At 52.4% G+C, this 19,033-nt stretch carries 20 protein-coding genes; 8 read left to right on the forward strand and 12 right to left on the reverse strand.

Annotated features, from left to right (window positions below):
• The first annotated feature begins 257 nt into the window (after nucleotides 1–257).
• On the forward strand, nucleotides 258–473 hold the full coding sequence (locus MXMO3_RS06515) for a hypothetical protein (protein ID WP_162889154.1): 216 nt from the start codon (nucleotides 258–260) through the stop codon (nucleotides 471–473).
• Here the strand turns inward: MXMO3_RS06515 and MXMO3_RS06520 are convergent.
• The 5 genes from MXMO3_RS06520 to MXMO3_RS06540 all read right to left on the reverse strand — a co-directional run bounded on the left by MXMO3_RS06520 (nucleotide 470) and on the right by MXMO3_RS06540 (nucleotide 4,053).
• Nucleotides 470–1,366, reverse strand: coding sequence for a LysR family transcriptional regulator (locus MXMO3_RS06520; RefSeq protein ID WP_027834542.1), 897 nt, complete (start codon nucleotides 1,364–1,366; stop codon nucleotides 470–472). The genes MXMO3_RS06515 and MXMO3_RS06520 overlap by 4 nt on opposite strands.
• Nucleotides 1,366–2,319 carry a thioredoxin-disulfide reductase gene (gene trxB, locus MXMO3_RS06525; protein WP_027834541.1) on the reverse strand — a complete coding sequence of 318 codons (954 nt, stop codon included), beginning with the start codon at nucleotides 2,317–2,319 and terminating at the stop codon, nucleotides 1,366–1,368. Before trxB ends, MXMO3_RS06520 begins: the two co-directional genes overlap by 1 nt.
• Nucleotides 2,320–2,474: 155 nt before the next feature.
• On the reverse strand, nucleotides 2,475–2,948 hold the full coding sequence (gene greA / locus MXMO3_RS06530; protein ID WP_117395340.1) for a transcription elongation factor GreA: 474 nt from the start codon (nucleotides 2,946–2,948) through the stop codon (nucleotides 2,475–2,477).
• Nucleotides 2,949–3,178: 230 nt separating this feature from the next.
• On the reverse strand, nucleotides 3,179–3,391 hold the full coding sequence (locus MXMO3_RS06535; protein WP_027834539.1) for a cold-shock protein: 213 nt from the start codon (nucleotides 3,389–3,391) through the stop codon (nucleotides 3,179–3,181).
• Between the two features lie 197 nt (nucleotides 3,392–3,588).
• The gene (locus tag MXMO3_RS06540; RefSeq protein ID WP_342773376.1) at nucleotides 3,589–4,053 is read right to left on the reverse strand and encodes an RrF2 family transcriptional regulator; all 465 of its coding nucleotides are present in this window, start codon (nucleotides 4,051–4,053) and stop codon (nucleotides 3,589–3,591) included.
• An 88-nt stretch (nucleotides 4,054–4,141) separates the two neighbouring features.
• Between MXMO3_RS06540 and MXMO3_RS06545 the strand changes: the two genes are divergently transcribed.
• Together MXMO3_RS06545 and MXMO3_RS06550 are read left to right on the forward strand one after the other, a co-directional pair.
• Nucleotides 4,142–4,579: a group III truncated hemoglobin gene (locus tag MXMO3_RS06545; protein ID WP_117396735.1), complete on the forward strand. Its 438-nt coding sequence runs from the start codon at nucleotides 4,142–4,144 to the stop codon at nucleotides 4,577–4,579.
• On the forward strand, nucleotides 4,576–4,800 hold the full coding sequence (locus MXMO3_RS06550) for a hypothetical protein (RefSeq protein WP_117395342.1): 225 nt from the start codon (nucleotides 4,576–4,578) through the stop codon (nucleotides 4,798–4,800). Before MXMO3_RS06545 ends, MXMO3_RS06550 begins: the two co-directional genes overlap by 4 nt.
• Before the next feature lie 188 nt (nucleotides 4,801–4,988).
• Here the strand turns inward: MXMO3_RS06550 and carB are convergent, their stop codons facing one another.
• Nucleotides 4,989–8,300, reverse strand: a complete 3,312-nt coding sequence (gene carB / locus MXMO3_RS06555) for a carbamoyl-phosphate synthase large subunit (RefSeq protein ID WP_027834535.1) — start codon at nucleotides 8,298–8,300, stop codon at nucleotides 4,989–4,991.
• Nucleotides 8,301–8,658: 358 nt separating this feature from the next.
• On the opposite strand from carB, the gene MXMO3_RS06560 reads away from it, so the two are divergent.
• A complete protein-coding gene (locus tag MXMO3_RS06560) occupies nucleotides 8,659–9,894 on the forward strand; it encodes a serine hydrolase domain-containing protein (RefSeq protein WP_117395343.1) in 1,236 nt (411 codons plus the stop codon).
• Here MXMO3_RS06560 and yddG read toward each other — a convergent pair.
• Genes yddG through MXMO3_RS06575 form a run of 3 tightly spaced genes read right to left on the reverse strand, consistent with a single transcriptional unit; the run spans nucleotide 9,869 to nucleotide 11,869 of the window.
• Complete coding sequence (gene yddG, locus MXMO3_RS06565) at nucleotides 9,869–10,780, reverse strand: aromatic amino acid exporter YddG (RefSeq protein ID WP_117395344.1); 912 nt, start codon at nucleotides 10,778–10,780, stop codon at nucleotides 9,869–9,871. The genes MXMO3_RS06560 and yddG overlap by 26 nt on opposite strands.
• Nucleotides 10,780–11,376, reverse strand: a complete 597-nt coding sequence (locus tag MXMO3_RS06570) for a glutathione S-transferase N-terminal domain-containing protein (protein WP_027834533.1) — start codon at nucleotides 11,374–11,376, stop codon at nucleotides 10,780–10,782. Before MXMO3_RS06570 ends, yddG begins: the two co-directional genes overlap by 1 nt.
• Nucleotides 11,377–11,404: 28 nt before the next feature.
• Nucleotides 11,405–11,869: a GNAT family N-acetyltransferase gene (locus MXMO3_RS06575; protein WP_117395346.1), complete on the reverse strand. Its 465-nt coding sequence runs from the start codon at nucleotides 11,867–11,869 to the stop codon at nucleotides 11,405–11,407.
• A gap of 190 nt (nucleotides 11,870–12,059) precedes the next feature.
• Between MXMO3_RS06575 and MXMO3_RS06580 the strand changes: the two genes are divergently transcribed.
• Nucleotides 12,060–13,040 (forward strand): zinc transporter ZntB, encoded by a 981-nt coding sequence (locus tag MXMO3_RS06580; protein ID WP_117395347.1) that lies wholly within the window; start codon nucleotides 12,060–12,062, stop codon nucleotides 13,038–13,040.
• A 165-nt stretch (nucleotides 13,041–13,205) separates the two neighbouring features.
• Here MXMO3_RS06580 and MXMO3_RS06585 read toward each other — a convergent pair whose 3' ends face one another.
• Together MXMO3_RS06585 and MXMO3_RS06590 are read right to left on the reverse strand one after the other, a co-directional pair.
• The gene (locus MXMO3_RS06585) at nucleotides 13,206–13,979 is read right to left on the reverse strand and encodes an abortive infection family protein (RefSeq protein ID WP_117395348.1); all 774 of its coding nucleotides are present in this window, start codon (nucleotides 13,977–13,979) and stop codon (nucleotides 13,206–13,208) included.
• A gap of 150 nt (nucleotides 13,980–14,129) precedes the next feature.
• Entirely contained in the window at nucleotides 14,130–15,089 is a 960-nt protein-coding gene (locus MXMO3_RS06590) for a GAF domain-containing protein (RefSeq protein WP_117395349.1), read from the reverse strand.
• Nucleotides 15,090–15,308: 219 nt separating this feature from the next.
• Here MXMO3_RS06590 and adh point away from each other — a divergent pair, with 219 nt between their 5' ends.
• From adh to MXMO3_RS06605, 3 genes are all read left to right on the forward strand, one after another.
• Nucleotides 15,309–16,826 (forward strand): aldehyde dehydrogenase, encoded by a 1,518-nt coding sequence (gene adh, locus MXMO3_RS06595; protein WP_027834527.1) that lies wholly within the window; start codon nucleotides 15,309–15,311, stop codon nucleotides 16,824–16,826.
• A gap of 48 nt (nucleotides 16,827–16,874) precedes the next feature.
• Entirely contained in the window at nucleotides 16,875–17,210 is a 336-nt protein-coding gene (locus tag MXMO3_RS06600) for a DUF779 domain-containing protein (protein ID WP_027834526.1), read from the forward strand.
• A 147-nt stretch (nucleotides 17,211–17,357) separates the two neighbouring features.
• Nucleotides 17,358–18,446 (forward strand): endonuclease/exonuclease/phosphatase family protein, encoded by a 1,089-nt coding sequence (locus tag MXMO3_RS06605; protein ID WP_117395350.1) that lies wholly within the window; start codon nucleotides 17,358–17,360, stop codon nucleotides 18,444–18,446.
• A gap of 18 nt (nucleotides 18,447–18,464) precedes the next feature.
• Here the strand turns inward: MXMO3_RS06605 and MXMO3_RS06610 are convergent, their stop codons facing one another.
• Nucleotides 18,465–18,857 carry a GFA family protein gene (locus tag MXMO3_RS06610; RefSeq protein WP_117395351.1) on the reverse strand — a complete coding sequence of 131 codons (393 nt, stop codon included), beginning with the start codon at nucleotides 18,855–18,857 and terminating at the stop codon, nucleotides 18,465–18,467.
• Nucleotides 18,858–19,033 lie beyond the last annotated feature (176 nt).

The raw sequence follows: 19,033 nt of genomic DNA on the forward strand, positions 1-19,033 counted from the left end.
GGAGCTATGCGTTGGGGCAAAAAAAAGACCTCGCCGGGAGGAGGTGGCGAGGTCCTTTTAAATAGGTTGGGCAGACATCGAGGGAGGAGGGACGGTGTCTGCCGAAAACGATCTGACAACTGGGAGGAGGAGGACGTTGTCATCACGTTATGTCCCTTATATGGCCCATAGGGTTGGGTTTGCCAATGGGGTTTGGTGCATATGGGGTATGCGCAAAATGCATGGCTGCAAATTAGGTTTGCTGATTGGTGTCGATTTTGGCCAAAAAAAAGCCCCATCCGAAGATGGGGCTAAAGAATTCAAGAGGAAACCTCTTACAAGGAGGGAATAGCGAAAAAGTTGAGGGAGGAGGAACAACTTTGTGTTTCGCTTTTCTTGAGGCGGGTTATGAAGATGGAATTAACATTTGGCAAATGTTAATTGCGCATATCAGCCATGCGCCATATGCATATGTAAAATTTCGGCTGATTTAGAAGGACCAGTCGCGGGCTTTGGAGACCAAAAAGTCGCGGAAAACGCCGACACGCTTAGAGGCTTTTAGCGCAGGTGGATAAACAAAATATGTTTCAAATTCAGGGGTTTCCACGTCATCAAGCACTTGCACAAGGCTTGGTTCGCCCTCGGTAATATAGTCGGGCAACATGGCGATGCCAATGCCTTCGCGTGCGGCTTGCATCATGCCATAAATCGCGTTGACGCGCAGAATGGGCTGGCGCGGATTGTTCTCTGGGCGGCCCAATCGCTCCAAATAATTCACGTCACCCAAATATTCGGGACTGGGATTCCCAAAAGTGATGATGCGGTGATTGTCTAAATCCTCGACGCATTTCGGAATGCCAAATTTCTCCAAATAGGAGGTTGAGGCATAGAGGTGGAAATGCACAGTGAACAGCTTGCGCTGAATCAGCTCTGATTGGTTGGGGCGGTGCAACCGAATGGCGACATCCGCCTCACGCATAGCGAGGTCGAGCTCAGAATCATTGAGTTTGATTTCCATTTGGATGGTTGGATAACGATCCAAAAACTCATCAATGCGCGAGGTGAGCCATGTGGAGCCAAAACCAACTGTCGTGGTGACCAAAAGTGGCCCGGACGGCATGTCTTGGCTTTCGGTCATTTGCGCTTCTACAGACTGCAATTCCCAAGCCATGCGGTGGGCGGTGCGGAACAATTGCTCGCCCACCTCTGTCATCACCAGCCCGCGGGCGTGGCGGATGAACAGTTTGAGGCCAAGGCTATCCTCCAAAGAGGAGATTTGACGGGAAACCGCCGACTGGCTCATGCCCAAACGCTCCCCCGCATGGGTGAAGCTGCCGGCTTCGGCGACGACATGAAAAACCCGCAGGCGGTCCCAATCAATGGCCATTATTCAGCAGCCTCGGCGACTTCTTGCTCGGCCAAGAATTTCTCAGCCTCCAAAGCGGCCATGCAGCCCATACCGGCAGCGGTGACGGCCTGACGGTAGATATCGTCGGTCACGTCGCCTGCCGCGTAAACGCCGGGGATGTTGGTGGCGGTGCTGTCTGGTGCGGTGACCAGATAGCCGCCATGCTTCATTTCCAACTTGCCTTCAAACAAGCTGGTGGCTGGGGCGTGGCCAATGGCAATAAACACGCCGTCCACGTCCATTTCGGTCACTTCACCTGTGTTGCGGTTTTTGACCTTCGCGCCCGTCACTGTGCGCGGAATGCCCTCAGTGCCGAGAACTTCTTCCAACTCACTGTCCCACAGCACTTCGATCTTTTCATTTTTGAACAGGCGTTGCTGCAAAATCTTTTCGGCGCGGAACGAGTCACGGCGGTGAATGACGGTGACCTTTGAGGCAAAATTGGTGAGGAACAAGGCTTCTTCAACTGCCGTGTTGCCGCCGCCAACCACAATCACATGCTTATCGCGATAGAAAAAGCCATCACATGTGGCGCAAGCAGAGACGCCAAAGCCTTGGAAGGCTTGTTCTGACGGGATGCCCAGCCATTTGGCTTGTGCGCCAGTGGCGATGATCAAGCTGTCGCAAGTGTAGATGGTGCCGCTATCGCCGGTGAGGGTGAAGGGGCGTTTGTCCAAATCCACATTGATAATGGTATCGGTGATGTTTTTGGTGCCCATCGCTTCGGCTTGTGCTTTCATTTGCTCCATCAGCCAAGGGCCTTGGATCATTTCAGCGAAACCGGGATAGTTTTCCACTTCCGTGGTGATGGTGAGCTGGCCACCGGGCTGGATGCCCTGAATGACAACAGGTTCAAGCATGGCGCGTGCGGCGTAAATTGCGGCAGAATAGCCTGCGGGGCCGGAGCCAATAATCATGACAGGAGCGTGCATAAGCGCAACCTTCTTTTTAAGCATTGATGTTGTGTATAGTTTAGGTATCGCCACGCCCGGTTGCAAGCAGCGGCGATGCGGCGTGCACAAAAAGAGAAAAGAAAACCCCGGCTTTCGTGAAAGCCGGGGCAATTTGTCTCACAATGCCGATGGCATTAGATATATTTAATTTCCAAGATTTCGTATGAATGAGCACCGCCGGGGGCCGTGACTTCAACGCTGTCGCCAACTTCTTTGCCAATCAATGCACGTGAAATGGGGGACGAAATGGAAATTCGGCCTGCGCTGGCGTCGGCTTCAGGGTCGCCAACGATCTGGTAGGTTTTTTCCAATTCTGTATCTTCGTCAATCAGCAAAACAGTAGCGCCAAACTTAACGGTGTCGCCGCTCAATCTTGACACATCAATGACATCCGCAAGCGTCAGGATGCTCTCAAGCTCCTGAATGCGGCCTTCATTGAGGCTTTGTTGTTCCTTTGCCGCATGATACTCGGCGTTTTCTGATAGGTCGCCATGGGCGCGCGCTTCAGAAATATCTTGGATGATGCGCGGGCGTTCAACTGACAAGCGATTGTTCAGTTCTTCGCGCAAGGCCTGGTGACCGGAAACGGTCATAGGGATTTTGTCCATAAAGCTCACATCCTTTTAGTTGCGCTTACACAAATCTTGTTCTGGCCGGGCAAGCCCGACCAAATTGGTCTGTTGCAAACGGTCGCTAAACGAAAAATCGGCCCCGCATTGTGGAGCCGCAATACTTGTTAAATTTAAAACCGCGACTGGCCGAATGACAAGTCGCGATTAAATGTGGTGTGACCACCATAATCTGTCAATGGTGGCATAAATCTGGCAAAACGCCAAATTTAGTCAGCTGCAACCAGCTCGCCAGCAGATGATTTGCCAGAACGTTGGTCTTGCAGAATCTCGTATGACAATTTTTGACCTTCGTCCAACTGAGCCATGCCAGCTTTTTGAACAGCAGAGATGTGTACAAACACGTCGTTGCCGCCATCATCTGGTTGAATAAAGCCATAACCCTTTTGGGTGTTGAACCATTTAACTGTACCTTGAGGCATAATGTATTCCTTTCGCGAATTTAGTGCCAGTTTCCCCAATGCATCGATTGCACTGAGGCTGTAATCGATGTTGGTAGAAACGGTTTCGTTCGCGGAGGTAGCTCCGGCCAGGTCGTTCGGCCAATAGTCGATTTTTTAAGGGTAAGATTTATTTGTGACATTTTCAAGTCAAAACAGAATGGAAATGCGAATAAAATTCACATGCTTTCAGCAACAATTCGTTTATTAAGTAACGGTGATGATTGTTTTTTGCTTCTGATAATATCGCCCAAAGTTTTATCGCTCAGCACATCAAAGAAAGCGGTGCGGGCCGAAGTAAACAGGGCAGTCAATTCACAATATCCGGCAAATTCGCATGCACATTTTTTTCTATCGAGGCATTCCACGAGAGCAAAATTGGGCTCAGAAATGCGAATGAGCTCGGTGATTGTTTTGTCTGGTGCGACTTCACTTAAGCTGATGCCGCCGGATTTGCCGCGTGAAGTGTGCAAAATGTCGTGCTTGGCGAGGTGATGCACAATCTTTGTGAGATGGTTTCTCTTGAGCTTCAATATGTTGGCAACCTGAGAAATGGTCATCTTGTTGGGGGCCACCATGCCCAAGAGCATCAGAAGGCGAAGGCTATAATCTGTTTGCGACGTTAGATGCACAAATTGTCTCACTCATTCGAATTGGCCAAATTTGAGGTTGCGTTCTCGGCCTGTTTTTGTAAAGATGCATTTAATATACATGTTTTGGAAAGTGTTTCAAATGAGTTTTGCGCAGGTCCATCGAGAGAATTATCGACGCCAGGCCAAGTCCTATGGAATCGACGCGGAATTTGTGTCTCAGATGGTCGATGGCTTTTACACCAAGGTGCGCAATGACGAGGAGTTGGGGCCCATCTTTGATGCGGTGATTCAGGATCAATGGGAGCCGCACTTGGTCAAGATGAAGCAGTTTTGGCGCGCGATTGCCCTGAAAACAGGGGAATATGAAGGCCGCCCCATGCCTGCGCACTTAAAGCTGAAAAATGTGACTAAAACGCATTTTGCCCGTTGGTTGCAGCTTTTTGACGAAAATTTGGATGAGGTTGCCCCCACGCCAGAGGCGAAGGCTTTCTTTCAGGACCGCGCCCGCAATATTGCGCGCAGCCTTATGATGGGCATGTTTTACGATCCAAACGAAGAATTGGGAATATCGTCATGATGTATGTTGTTTACGCCTTCATGGGATTGACCGTTTTAATGATGAGCATTTTTGTCATCGTCGTGTTTTCTGAACGGAAACACTTTAACGAGCCGCAGATCGCGCTGAGCCGAGATCCGGTGGGGCGGCAGTTTATTCTGGCCGCTAAGACGGGTTTTTGGTTTTGGAAATCTGTGCTCGTGGTGGTGACATTGCTCTACATATTAGGAGTGATCGGATGATGCATTCTCCTTTTCACCGATTTCTCCTGATGGCCCCCTGGCTTTTGCTTTGGGGATTTGCACCCATGCCTCTTTATATTTGGGCATGGTTTGCACTGACTTGATAGGCGCCCTTTAAGATCTCACGCCGTTGGTCTTGTGCATGCAATGTGGGCAGCCTATTGGTCGGGCTGCCCACTTTTTTTGCTTTATGCGGCAAAATAGTCTTGAACCGATGTTACCTTCACATTGTCGGTTGAGTAGGCAACAATGCCTTCAACAGCCGCAATCGCGCCGGCGATTGTGGTGTAGTAAGGGATTTTGTTCAGCAATGCGGTGCGCCGCAAATCGCGGCTGTCGCGCAAGGCTTGTGCCCCTTCAGTGGTGTTGATCACCAACTGCACTTCACCGTTTTTCATGGCGTCGACAATGTGTGGTCGACCTTCAAGCACTTTATTGACCTTTTCGCACTCAATGCCGTTTTCAGACAGGAAGCGCCGGGTGCCGCTGGTGGCGATCACCTTAAAGCCGGTTTCCTGCAGCTTTTGGATAGACGCAAGGATTGCCGCTTTATCCTGATCACGCACGGACACGAACACTGTGCCGGACTTTGGCACCTTGGTGCCGCCGCCCAACTGGCTTTTCGCGAAGGCGATGGCGTAATCATTATCCAAGCCAATCACTTCGCCTGTGGAGCGCATTTCTGGCCCCAAAACTGTATCGACGCCGGGGAACCGCGCGAACGGGAAGACTGCTTCTTTTACGGCAATGTGCTTCAGCTTACGCTCTTTCAGATTAAAGCTGGCCAGGCTTTCGCCCGCCATGATCCGCGACGCGATTGCGGCGACCGGATAGCCAATCACTTTGGCAACGAATGGCACCGTACGCGAAGCGCGTGGGTTTACTTCGAGGACATAGAGCTGGCCATCTTTGAGGGCGTATTGCACATTCATCAAACCGCCCACACCAAGCGCAAGTGCGAGATCTGTGGTCTGGCGTTTGATTTCGGCAATAGTTTTTTCATCGAGGGAGCGTGGCGGCAGAGTACACGCACTGTCACCAGAGTGGACGCCAGCTTCTTCAATGTGCTCCATGATGCCCGCAACAAACACGTCTTTGCCATCGCACAGGGCATCCACATCAATCTCGATGGCGCCGCCCAAATAGCTATCGAACAGCAACGGGCCTTCGGCCAGCACAGAGTTGATCTGGCCAGTTTTGTCGTTGGGGTATTTTTGGCGAATATGCGGGGGCACCAACTCCGTGAGGGTGCCTTGCACATAATCTTCGAACTCATCCGAATTGTGCGCAATGACCATGGCGCGGCCACCCAACACGTTGGATGGGCGGATAACCAGCGGATAAGAAATGTTTTCCGCCACGATCCGCGCTTGCTCCAGCGAGTGGGCAATGCCGTTTGACGGCTGGGTCAAGTCGAGGTCGTTCAATAGCTTTTTGAACTGGTCCCGATCTTCGGCCAAATCAATCATTTCAGGCTGAGTGCCGAGGATTGGGAAGCCTGCGCGCTTAATGTCGTTGGCAAGGCCAAGCGGTGTTTGACCACCGAACTGAACGATCACGCCAGCCAAAGTGCCTTTGGATTGCTCAGTGCGCAGAATTTCCAGCACATCTTCTTTGGTGAGCGGCTCGAAATAGAGGCGATCTGATGTGTCATAGTCGGTGGACACTGTTTCGGGGTTGCAGTTGACCATGATGGTTTCATAGCCCGCTTCCGCGCAAGCAAAAGAGGCGTGACAGCAGCAATAGTCAAACTCGATGCCTTGGCCAATCCGGTTTGGACCGCCGCCCAAAATGACGATTTTCTTGCGATCACTCGGATGGGCTTCGTTGACCAATTCGCCCGCGAATGGCACTTCATATGTGGAGTACATATAGGCTGTCGGTGAGGCGAACTCTGCCGCGCAGGTATCGATGCGTTTGTAAACCGGATGCACGTCAAGCTCATCACGGATGACCTTGATTTCGCGTGGCTTTTTGCCGGATAAATCCGCCAAGCGCGCATCAGAAAAGCCCATGCTTTTCAGCTTGCGCATTTGCTGGGCGTTGTCGGGCAGGCCATGCTCAAGCACTTTGGCTTCCATTTCGACAATGCCGCGGATTTGCTCCAAGACCCATGGATCGATGGCGCAGGCGCGGAAGATAAACTCATCGTCAAAACCAAGCCGCATGGCTTGTGCCACCACCAAAATCCGGTCCGGTGTTGGTGTGCCAAGTGCCGCGCGCACGGCATTTTTGTCGTCGCCAGCGCCAAGGCCCTTAATGTCGATTTCGTTAAAGCCAGACAAGCCTGTTTCCAAAGAGCGCAAGGCTTTTTGGAAGCTCTCCTGGAAGGTCCGGCCGATGGCCATTGCTTCGCCCACAGACTTCATGGCTGTGGTCAGTCGAGGATCAGAGCCCGGGAATTTCTCGAAAGCAAAGCGTGGAATTTTGGTGACCACATAGTCGATGCTTGGTTCGAAGCTGGCCGGGGTTGCGCCGCCGGTGATGTCGTTTTCAAGCTCGTCCAAGGTGTAGCCCACAGCCAAGCGCGCAGCAACTTTGGCGATTGGGAAGCCGGTGGCTTTCGAAGCCAGCGCGGATGAACGCGACACGCGGGGGTTCATTTCAATCACGATCAAACGGCCATCGGCAGGGTTCACGGCGAACTGCACGTTTGAGCCGCCTGTTTCCACACCGATTTCGCGCAGTACCGCCAAAGAAGCGTCGCGCATGATCTGATATTCTTTATCGGTCAAGGTAAGCGCCGGGGCTACGGTGATGCTGTCGCCCGTGTGCACGCCCATTGGATCGATGTTTTCGATGGAGCAGATGATGATGCAATTGTCCTTTTTATCGCGGACAACTTCCATCTCATATTCTTTCCAACCAATGATGCTTTCTTCCACCAACACTTCGTTGGTCGGGGATGCATCAATGCCTGCTTCTACGATCGAGAGATATTCCTCGCGGTTGTAGGCCACGCCACCGCCAGTGCCGCCCATGGTGAAGGACGGGCGAATGATGGCTGGCAAGCCAACAAATTCGAGTGCTTCCATCGCTTCGGTGATGTTGTGGGCCAACATGGATTTAGCGGTTTCAAGATTGATCTTGTCCATCGCGGCGCGGAACAATTCACGGTCTTCCGCTTTATCAATCGCTTCGGCTGTCGCGCCGATCATTTCCACATTATATTTTTCCAACACGCCCATTTTGCGCAGTGACAAAGCGCAGTTCAAAGCGGTTTGGCCGCCCATGGTGGGGAGAATCGCATCAGGGCGTTCTTTTTCAATGATCTTGGCCACCACTTCCGGGGTGATGGGCTCCATATAGGTCGCGTCCGCCATGTCCGGGTCGGTCATGATGGTGGCCGGGTTGGAGTTGACCAAAATTATTCGGTATCCCTCCGCCTTCAGGGCTTTACAGGCTTGGGTGCCTGAATAGTCAAATTCGCAGGCCTGACCAATAATAATGGGTCCGGCACCGACAATTAGAATGGAGGAGATATCTTCACGTTTTGGCATAGCATCACTCGGCATCATTCAACACGTTGGCATGCAAGGAACCAATGTGCTGGGTTGCGATTCATAAATATGTGGCTAAGCGGGCGTTTTAGGCGCAAAAATGCAAAAGGGAAACCCCAAAGGCGGAGAAAATTTTTGTTTTGTCGCATTAGTTTTAGGATTCTTTTGAATATGCGCCATTTTCGGAGGTTTTTCGTCGTGGGATGACGGGTGTTGCCGCGTATTCGTAATTGGCGTTTGGGGCGTCTCTGTGCGTGCGTAAGTGTGGCGTTGAGGGCATTTCATAGCTTCAATCCTTGATAAAACGAAATTCGCGCCCATTTCCTTGGAAACAGACCAACCAGAGGCGGGACATAAAATGCGCTGGCAGCATATTGCAATATCAATCGTTGTGATTCTGATTTTGGCCATTGGCGCGTTTGTGTTGCGCTATCCCGTTATGCCGCCGCAATTGGATTTGCCGGAACGGGCAACATCCTACGAGGAGATCGGCGAAAAGCTGCAACAAGCGGTTGAGCAAAATGCGCCGCCGGGCATTGCTGTCTCGGTGATTGATCGTGAGGGCATTCAATATGCCGCCGAATTTGGCGTGGCCGATGTGGCGAGTGGCCGCGAGATCAAACGACAATCGGTGTTTCAGTGGTGGTCGCTGACCAAGCTTTTTACCATGGTCGCCATTGTGGAACTGGAAGAGCAGGGCAAGCTTTCACTTGATGATCGGGTGCAACAATATGTGCCATTTTTCGAGCTGGAAGATAAAGCCGCTTCCCAAAGCATCACCATCAAGCAGCTCCTGTCCCATTCGTCGGGCCTAAAAGATGTTGGTCCCGCTATTTTGGGCTGGGTTCATTTTGATGGCGATCCGCATCCTAATCAAACAGAGTTTTTAGCCGAGAAACTGCCAGATCATAATGGCATGTTGGCGGCGCCGGGGGCGGAGGGGCATTATTCCAATATGGGATATTTGGTACTGGCCGCAGTGATCGAAAAAGCCTCTGGCGCGCCTTACGAGCAATATGTGACCGAAGCGATATTGGAGCCGTTGGGCATGGACCGGACCGGCTTTGTCTATTCAGACCTGATGGCGGAAGATGAAGCCATCGGCACCCATCCGCGCGATTTTATGAGCCTGTTGGCGGGGCAATTTGTGGATATGGGTCGTGCCATTCGATCGCATGAGGCCGGCATGATGAGTTTCAATCACGTCTATAGCGACCAAAAGGGGGCGACAGGCCTGATTGGACCAATCGAAGATTTGGAAAAGTTTTTGCGCCTGTTGTTGAACGGCGGGGTGCATGATGGCCAGCGGTTGATCAAGGCACAGAATGTGGATCGGATGGTGCAGCCGATTGTGGCGGCAGCGTCTAGCCCTGTGCCCGACAGCGAAGGTGTTGAATTTGGTTTGAGCTTTTATCTGAAAGACACAGACCAGGGCAAAGTCGCGATTCACGGGGGTGGGGGCATGGGCCATGTGGCCATGATCCGCCTTTATCCAGATGCTGGCAAAGCGGTTATTGCCCTCGCCAACAGCACCTATTTGGGGCGCACCATGGGGGATGAGTTGGCGGCTAAGTTGGGGGCGATTGCACGTTAGGTGGTTGCGGCAATGGCTTTTTGCGTCGGATCATATCCTTGGACGCGATTAACGCGCCCACGGTGATGAGCACACATGCGGCGCCAATGGCCCAAGAAAATTCGCCCATGCCAAAGCCGATCAGGATGAGCGTTGATAGGAGCGGGGCAAGATATGCGCCCGCGCCGAGCAATTGGATATCGCCTTTTTTCATGCCCAAGTCCCATGTGTAAAAGGCAATGCCCAAGGGGCCCAAGCCAAGACCGAGCACGGCCAGCCATTGCCCAAAATCGGCAGGCCACACCGTTTGCTCCCAAATCAAATGGCAAAAGAATGATAGGACCGCCGTGGCCGCGCAAAATCCAGTGACGGCATTTGTAGGCACGTGTGCAACCCGTCGTGACAACACAGAATAGCTTGACCATGTGAGCGCGCCACATATGCCAATGGCGTAGCCAAAGGCATATCGCGGGTCGACCTCGATGCCGCGGCCTTTGGTGACGATAAGCACTGCGCCGCCGAGACCCAACAATGCCCCCAAGACGTGATGCGGTTTAAGCCTTTCGTCTGGCAACAGCGCCGAAAACAGGACGATCAGCAAAGGCCATAAATAATTGATCAGGCCAGCATCCACCGGCGGGGCGTTGCGCAAGGACGTGAAATAGAAGAAATGGTAGCCGAACAGGCCACCAATGCCAAGCAGCCATACCAAGACAGGTTGTTTCATCTGCATTATGGCGTTTGGGTTTTTGACCCATCTGGTGGCACCAACCAAGGCGCCAATCGCAAAAGCCATGGCGCACAGTTGGAAGGGCGGCACACGCCCGCTGGCGGCTGTAAAGAGCGCCAGAAACGACCAGTTCAAGATGGATGTTGCGCCAATGAGTGTGGCCTGATTGCGAGTCATTATTTCGGTTGTGTCGCCTGCATGGATGGGCGCTGCGCAAACGCTTCATACCATTCATTCAAATAGGGATAGGGCGCAAGCCAATCATGCTTGCCCAAACGGAAATGCAAATAGCCGATGGCGCAGGCCAGCGCGATTTGCGCTGTCGACAGATCGCCTTCGATCTTGTCCAGCTCGTTTTGGGCTTGCGAGAGTGCACGATCAATGGCGCAGCCCCAACGTTGCTGCCATTGCTCGGAGTGCTGCTCTTCGGGCTTTCGCAAGTCGATGACAATATTCAATGCGCTATCCAAAAGCCCATCGAACAGTGCTTCATGTCGCCGCATGGCCCAATGGGCATTGCCGTCCTTCGGCATCAGGCGCGGGCCTTCGCCGATTTCATCAAAATAGGCGCAGATCACCGGGCTATCGAACAGGGTTTTGTTTTCGCCATAGATGAGGCAAGGAATTTTGCCCAGCGGATTGAGATGATTTAGCTTTTCGGGCTCGTCCAACGGGCTGACATGCAGCTCTTCTATGCCTTGAATACCTTTTTCAAGCGCGGTGACGCGGCATTTGCGGGCGTAGGGGGATGCATGTGAGATCAAGAGTTTCATAACAGCAGGCCTTTGGAGAATATCCGTTTCAGAGCGACAATTTAAAGCCTTCATGGGAGCGGTCAAAGCCCAAACGTTCATAAAAGCGGTGGGCTTCGGGACGATTTTTTGAGGAGGTCAGCTGCACCATGCCCGCGCCTTTGGATTTGGCGAAGGCAATGGCCCACTCGATCATTTCGCCGCCCAAACCTTGGCCACGATGGTCCGCGCGAATATGCACGCCTTCTAATTGCGCCCGCAGGCGACCGCGCCCCGCCAAACCTTGCAGCAAATTGATCTGCATGCAGCCGATTTTCTCACCATCCAGTTCGGCGATGAAGAACATGTTGTTCGGGTCTTGCTCGATCAAATCAAAAGCGCGCTGATAGGTATCATTATCGGCCTCGTCCGCATCATCAATATTCACCCGCCCCGGCGCGTTGCCGCCGATGGACAGGGCGAGAATGGTTGCGATGTCGTCGCGGGTGGCGGGGCGAATGGTGAGATTGGACATGGTGAGACCTGACGGAAAGCGGAGAGTTTGAGTCACCGAAATAGATAAAACACAGCATTGGTGTGCGCAATTAAAACTTGGACTTTGCGTGATGGATGCGTGCAAGATTTGTGGCCTGCCACGAACTGAAATTTGCGCTTGCGGATAAGAATGTCATTTCAAAAGACGCATTAGTTGTTATTCTTGCGCCATGAAAACTGATCAAAATTTCGCATTTGCGTATGACATATTCAAAGATGGCACATCGAAGAAACTTGATGTAAATGCCACCTCCGCGGCAGATAAGGCATCATCGGCGCAGGGCTTCAAATGGGTCCATGTGCAGGGCAATATCGACCAGCTTCGGTCTGTCTTGAATGAGCAAGATCTGGACCCGCTTGTTGTGAATGCGCTTTCAGCAGAAGAGACGCGGCCGCGGTGCACGCCCAGTGAGAAGGGTGCCATTCTGATTTTGCGGGGTGTAAATTTGAACGAGGGTGCGGAACCTGAAGACATGATTTCCATCCGCATTTGGGTTGAGCAAAACCGCGTGATCAGTTGTGGCATTCGGCGCCTTAAAGCAATTGACGATGTGGTGGATATGATCACCAGCGGGCGGGCACCGAAAACTTCGGGAGATTTGGTGGCTGTTTTTGCGCTGCGGTTGGCTGATCGGGTGGAGCCGGTCGTGGCTGAGCTTAATGAGCAAGTTGATGGAGTGGAAGAAAATCTAGCGGATGCAGAAATGCCGGTTGTGCGCCGCCATCTGGCCGAAATCAGGCGCTCTTCAATCATATTGCGCCGGTATATGTTTCCTCAGCGTGATGCGTTGACGACATTTGAATTGGAAGGCTTTAGCTGGATTTCCAAATTGACGCTTAGTCATTTGCGGGAAGCGGTGGAGCGGGTAACCCGTGTGTGTGAAGAGTTAGATTCAATCCGCGATCGGGCGCAAATCATTCATGATCAGATCTTGGATGAACGCGCCGAATTTATGAACAAGCAAATGCTGGTCCTGACCATTGTAGCGGCGTTCTTTCTGCCCGTCGGTTTTTTGACCGGACTGTTGGGCATGAATGTTGGTGGCGTGCCACTTATGGACAACCCTTTCGGTTTTGCCGCGGTTTGTGGGTTTATTTTGTTTGTGTTCGGGATCGAATATTTGATCTTTAAAAAGTTGAAGTTATTTTGAGGTCTCAAACTGTCTCAGAATTGAGACCCGGCGCTGTGGATAAACGGTTTGTGGCGCAGACGTGAGACGAATGGCAATGGCAGCTATGCGGACGAAGCGCCATTTTCCTGCGGTTGCGCGAGTGGCCGCTTCAGGATTGTGCTACGGCCAACGAGTCGTGATCCGTTACTCTTCAATTCTAGCTTGCCAAGTTTCGATCAGAAATAAGGCCATGGACCCAGCTAGGTTAACCGTCAAAGCGGCATGACGCGGCTTGAATGAAATTCGCGAGCGCCCCCCAGCATGGGCATCGCCACCCTTGTTGCGCAGAGAACCAATACTCTGAACGACGCTCTGGCAGTTTCCCAATATCGTTTTAAACACTTCCTCCTGATGCTGCGATGGTGCGAGCTTCAAGACCTTTGCAGCTTCACTGTAAAGTTTCCGAATATTCCACTTTGCCTCCCACTTTCCGCCGTTGTCTTCGATGATGTGTTTGCAGACCTCTTCGAGTAGCGTACTTGCGGCGGTAACGGCACCTTCCGGGTCAGTGGCTCGTCTGTCCAAAGCCTTCGCCCAAAAAGCTTGGACAGCAGGGGCATCATAGACATCAAGACCATCTGTGATCGTGGTGTCTGCCGCACCGCCACCGGATTCTAGGAAAGTCAATAGTTTTTTGAAAGACTCGGTAACGTGGCCTCGCCGTTTGGCCCAGGACCCTGAGCCGCTTGCAACGCTTGATAATGCCGACTGCACCGAAGCGGCATCATTTGAGAAACGCACAAAGTCCGGCAAAAGCCGTTTGATTGCCGGGTCTTCCATTAGCCTTCTTCTGGCCATTTTGTACTCAGGTTCCGAACCACCATTGGTCGTCAGGCCAATAATGTTGTTTCTAAGGAAAATCGCGCATTCAAAAAGGTCGTCAGGAATTTCTAGTTCACCGAAATCGCCATAGGTCATCAGCTCCCCCCATACTACATACCGCGCGAATGTGATCACAGTAGCGAACTAGGGGCAAGGTCTCAAACTTTTGACCTTTCCGGACACCGGACATTAGAGGAAAGTGCTGCATCCAGTAGGTTGGGCTCGAAGCCGACATCTGGATAACGCCTAATTACTAGTTAGCCCCAGCTTCTGCATACGTCGGTACATGGTGGCGCGGCTGATGCCTAGGTCTTTGGCGGCGAGGGAGACGTTGCCTTTGGTGCGGGCGAGGGCGCGGCGGAATTCTGATTTTTCGGCGCTTTGCAAATTGGTGCGGGCCTCGCCTGTTTGCACAATATCACTGATGGGCGTTGGGTCGGCCAGCATGGCCTGATCGACGCCGAAGGCGCGGCGGGCATGGCGGTTGGCACCGATGACGAGATCGTCTTGATCGACAGCGAACAAAGCGGTGGCGTTCAGGTCCTCGGTGGGGGCAATGATGACCCGTGCATCGTTATAGGTGGCGCGGAAATAGTCTTGCTCGATGCGCTGGGCGGTGTCGGCCACCACTTTGCCGAACACATGGGCGATGCCGCTGGTCATGTCGTTGCGACAGCTGGAAATGTCGAGCACAGCAATCATTTTGCCTTCATTATCAAAGACTGGCGCGCCCATGCAGCTCATCATGGTGTTTTGACTTTTGAAATGCTGGTCGCGGTGGATGACCACTGGGCGTTGCTCTGCCGCGCAGGTGCCGATGCCGTTTGTGCCTTGGTTGGCTTCGCTCCAAATAGCGCCTTTGGTGAGGCCCCATTGGTTGAACATCATATCGTCGCCCGCTTGCGAATGGGCGTTGAGAATAACCCCATCCATATCGGATAGCACGACGCAGCAGCCGGATTGGCTGACGGTTTGGAATAGTTTTTCGAGGGTGGGGCGGGCCACATGCATCAGAAAATCGAGTTGGCCAAGCGCTTCGCCCAGCTCGGTGCTGGATACTTGTTCGGCGCGCAATTTCTGCTCTGGCGTTAGGCCATAATGCAGCATGGAACGTCGCCAAGATGCGGCCAAACTAGACTGAGTCGCACTGCGATCTTTTTCGACAATTGAACGGACATAATCCGCATGCGAACGCGTGGTAGCCATTATCAAAGTCCTCCCAGCTAAAAGATTAGCAGAAGAGATTGCGCTGCAATAGGGGGGTAAATCCGCTCTGGCGGTGTGGACGGCGATTTGCGACCCAATCTGTCGCGAAAGTGAGACAGGTTGAGACGGTGCGATGTTGTGGATGGGCTGACCTTAATGGGTGGCCCATGCATGGTGATCTTCACCCCTTTTGGGAGAAAGGGATTTGAGGAGGATAGAATGAACAAGATTGATATTACCAAATCTGCATCGCGCATCTACAAGGCCAAATATGGCAACTTCATCAATGGTGAATTTGTTGAGCCGAAATCTGGCAAATATTTTGAGAACACATCGCCAGTGAATGGCCAAGTGCTGTGCGAAGTGGCGCGCTCGAACGAAGCGGATATTGAAGCGGCGCTGGATGCTGCGCATGCGGCGAAAGATGCCTGGGGTCGCACCAGCCAGGCAGAGCGGGCAGTGATGCTCAACAAGATTGCGGACATTATGGAAGCCAATCTGGACCTGTTGGCGGAAGCCGAGACATGGGACAATGGCAAGCCGATCCGCGAAACAACCGCAGCTGATTTGCCGTTGGCGATTGACCATTTCCGCTATTTTGGCGGCGTGATCCGGGCGCAGGAAGGCTCGATTGCCGAAATCGACAATGACACGATTGCTTATCACTTCCATGAGCCCTTGGGCGTTGTGGGGCAGATCATTCCGTGGAACTTCCCGATTTTGATGGCGACGTGGAAACTGGCGCCGGCTTTGGCGGCGGGCAACTGCGTGGTGCTGAAACCTGCCGAGCAAACCCCGGCCTCCATTATGGTGTTGCTGGAATTGATCGCGGATGTGTTGCCGAAGGGCGTGCTGAACGTGGTGAACGGGTTTGGCCTTGAAGCGGGCAAGCCTTTGGCGTCCAGCAAGCGGATCGCCAAAATCGCCTTTACTGGCGAGACCACAACAGGCCGCCTGATCATGCAATATGCCAGCCAGAACATCATTCCAGTGACGCTGGAATTGGGCGGCAAATCCCCGAACATCTTCTTTAAAGATGTCACCCGCGAGGATGATGATTATTTTGACAAGGCGATTGAAGGCTTTGTGATGTTTGCGCTGAACCAGGGCGAAGTGTGCACCTGCCCAAGTCGCGCCCTGATCCATGAAGACATTTATGATGAATTTATGGAGCGAGCTTTGAAGCGAGTGAACGCGATTGTGCAAGGCAATCCGCTGGATTCAGCCACGATGATTGGGGCGCAGGCGTCTTCCGAGCAGCTTGAGAAGATCTTGTCTTATCTCGATATTGGTCGCCAGGAGGGCGCGGAAGTGCTTGCCGGTGGCGGGCAGGCGCATTTGGGCGGTGATCTGGAGAACGGCTATTACGTTCAGCCGACCGTGTTTAAGGGCGATAACAAGATGCGCATTTTCCAAGAAGAGATTTTTGGACCCGTTGTGTCTGTGACCACCTTTAAGGACAATGATGAGGCGCTTTCCATTGCCAATGACACGCTTTATGGCCTGGGTGCTGGCGTGTGGAGCCGCGATGCCAACACGTGCTATCGCTTTGGTCGCGCCATTCAAGCGGGCCGTGTGTGGACCAACTGCTACCACGCTTATCCGGCCCATGCGGCGTTTGGCGGCTATAAGCAGTCTGGCATTGGCCGCGAGAACCATTTGAAAATGCTGGATCATTATCAGCAAACCAAAAATATGCTGGTGAGCTATGCACCACAAAAACTTGGTTTCTTTTGATCGAACGGAGCGGGGCTGAGCGATCAGCCCCATTCCTGGAGGAGTAGCATGACACAGCAAAAGGTTACCGCGACGGACGCGGCGCTTGAATTGATTGAAGAAATCAAGCGCGATCACGGCCCGATCATGTTTCATCAATCTGGTGGCTGTTGCGACGGTTCTTCGCCCATGTGCTACGCGCAGGGGGATCTGATGATCAGCGATGATGATGTGCTTTTGGGTGAGATTGGCGGTGCGCCATTCTATATTGGCGGCGATCAATTTGAGGCGTGGAAGCACACCAATTTGATCATCGACGTGGTGCCCGGACGTGGTGGTATGTTTTCCCTCGACAATGGACGCGAGAAACGGTTTCTCACGCGTTCAGAAATTTGCTCACTTTAGTTTCACTCTCTCCTTCCTAGGGTTTGAGCAGCATGGTCCGGTGTGTCCCCCCGCATCGGACCATATTTATCCCCGCCATTTTTCTGGTAAGATGCGTCCCTATTTTAGTGCGCGTTTTTTATTTTTACTTTGGCAGGGAGGGATCTCATGGCTGAGATTAAATTTGCCGTATGGAATATGGAGTGGCTGAATAATCTTTTCACCGGTGGCAGCAATGGCGCCCCAAGCGTTTTTAAAGATGATGCTGATTTCGCGGATCGCAACAAGAAGGTGACCATTGCCGAACGCAAGGCCGATATTGCATTGGCGTTGCAGCATATCAATGCCGATTTGATGGTAATTGTGGAGGGGCCGAACAAAACTGAAGAATTGCAGCTTCTGTTTGATGAGCTGGCCCCCGGCGATTGGCAATGTTTTATCCAGACGTCGAAATCAATCAACGGGCCGGGCCGCACGGATGTGTGGAGTTCGTCGCAATGTGTGGGCATTGCGGTGCGCGTTGATGGCAACAAGTTTGATGCGCAAACGCCGATGCGCATTTTTGACAGCATGGACGAAAATAGCGGCGCGATTTTTGAGGCGAGTGAGCCGTTCTGGATGGATGTGGGCACCGATAAAATCCCCGAATGGTTTCGGTTTGAGCGACGTCCCGCCTATGCTGAAATCAAGTTGGTGGATGGCGAAATATTTCGCGTGGTGGGGCTGCACCTAAAAAGTAAGGGCATCTTTTCGGCCCATGAATGGTCGCGCTGGTGGGCGATGGCAGATGCCAACCGGGAACGGTTACTGGCGCAATGTCGGCAGTTTCGCATGGCGTTTTTGGACGGCTATTTATCGGACGACGAGACCAAAGATATCCCGTTGATCGTGTGCGGTGACATTAATGATGGCCCCGGTTTTGATACCAGCGAAATGAAGCTGAAAGCGAGCGGGGTGGAAAGCCTGATGGGCTCGGTGTGGCACCCGGGTTTGGTGCTGGGCAACGCGCTGTTTGATCGGTTGAGCGATAAAGACAAGGCGCGGCTGAACTTTGAAGATAATTCCACAACTTCGTTTGCCGATCCGATCTTTAACCACACCTATCATCGGGTGTGGATTGACCACATTCTTTACAGCCGCAATGGGCCGGATAATTGGGTGAAGGATGCGGATATTTTACGCCAGATTGGTGATGATGGCCCGAAATATTATGAAATATCGGACCATTATCCGGTGGTGGCGCACATTGCGCTCTAAGCTCTTGGTGCGCCCCGCCTAGGCAGGGTGCTCCATATTTCGCGCGGCCTCATCGCAAATTTCATACCATGAGGGTTTTTCGGCGACGAATTCGTGCATCTGGTTTTTCAGATCAAGTTCGCTGTCGATCGCATTGGCAGCGATGGGGAAGCTATCGTCATTTGAAAGAATTTCGCCCAGTGACGTGCCGCAGTTTTTGCAGAAATTGCGCTCATATTTATAGGGTGCTTCTGGCTTGTACGTGGCCACTTGGTCTTTACCTTGCACCCAAACCAAATCGTCTTTTTTAACAAAGATGATCGCGCTGGCGCCCACCTTTCGGCAGCGAGAACAATGGCATGTGCCCAGCATGGAGGGTTTGTTTTTGAGCTCGAACTTCACCGCGCCGCAACAACAGCTTCCTTTGATCATGTTTTTTCTTTCACTTTGGATATGGGTTAAACTGATTTGGTTTTCAGTTGGAACATAAAGTGAACAAAATAGAGTCGTCAAGCTGGAATGTTTGTTTTGAAGCCAGCGGTTTTGATCGTTGTTGTGTGCCGCATTGCTTCAACAAAAAACCGCACCCAAATGTCTTTGGGTGCGGC

This window comes from Maritalea myrionectae (assembly GCF_003433515.1).
Lineage (GTDB): Bacteria > Pseudomonadota > Alphaproteobacteria > Rhizobiales > Devosiaceae > Maritalea > Maritalea myrionectae.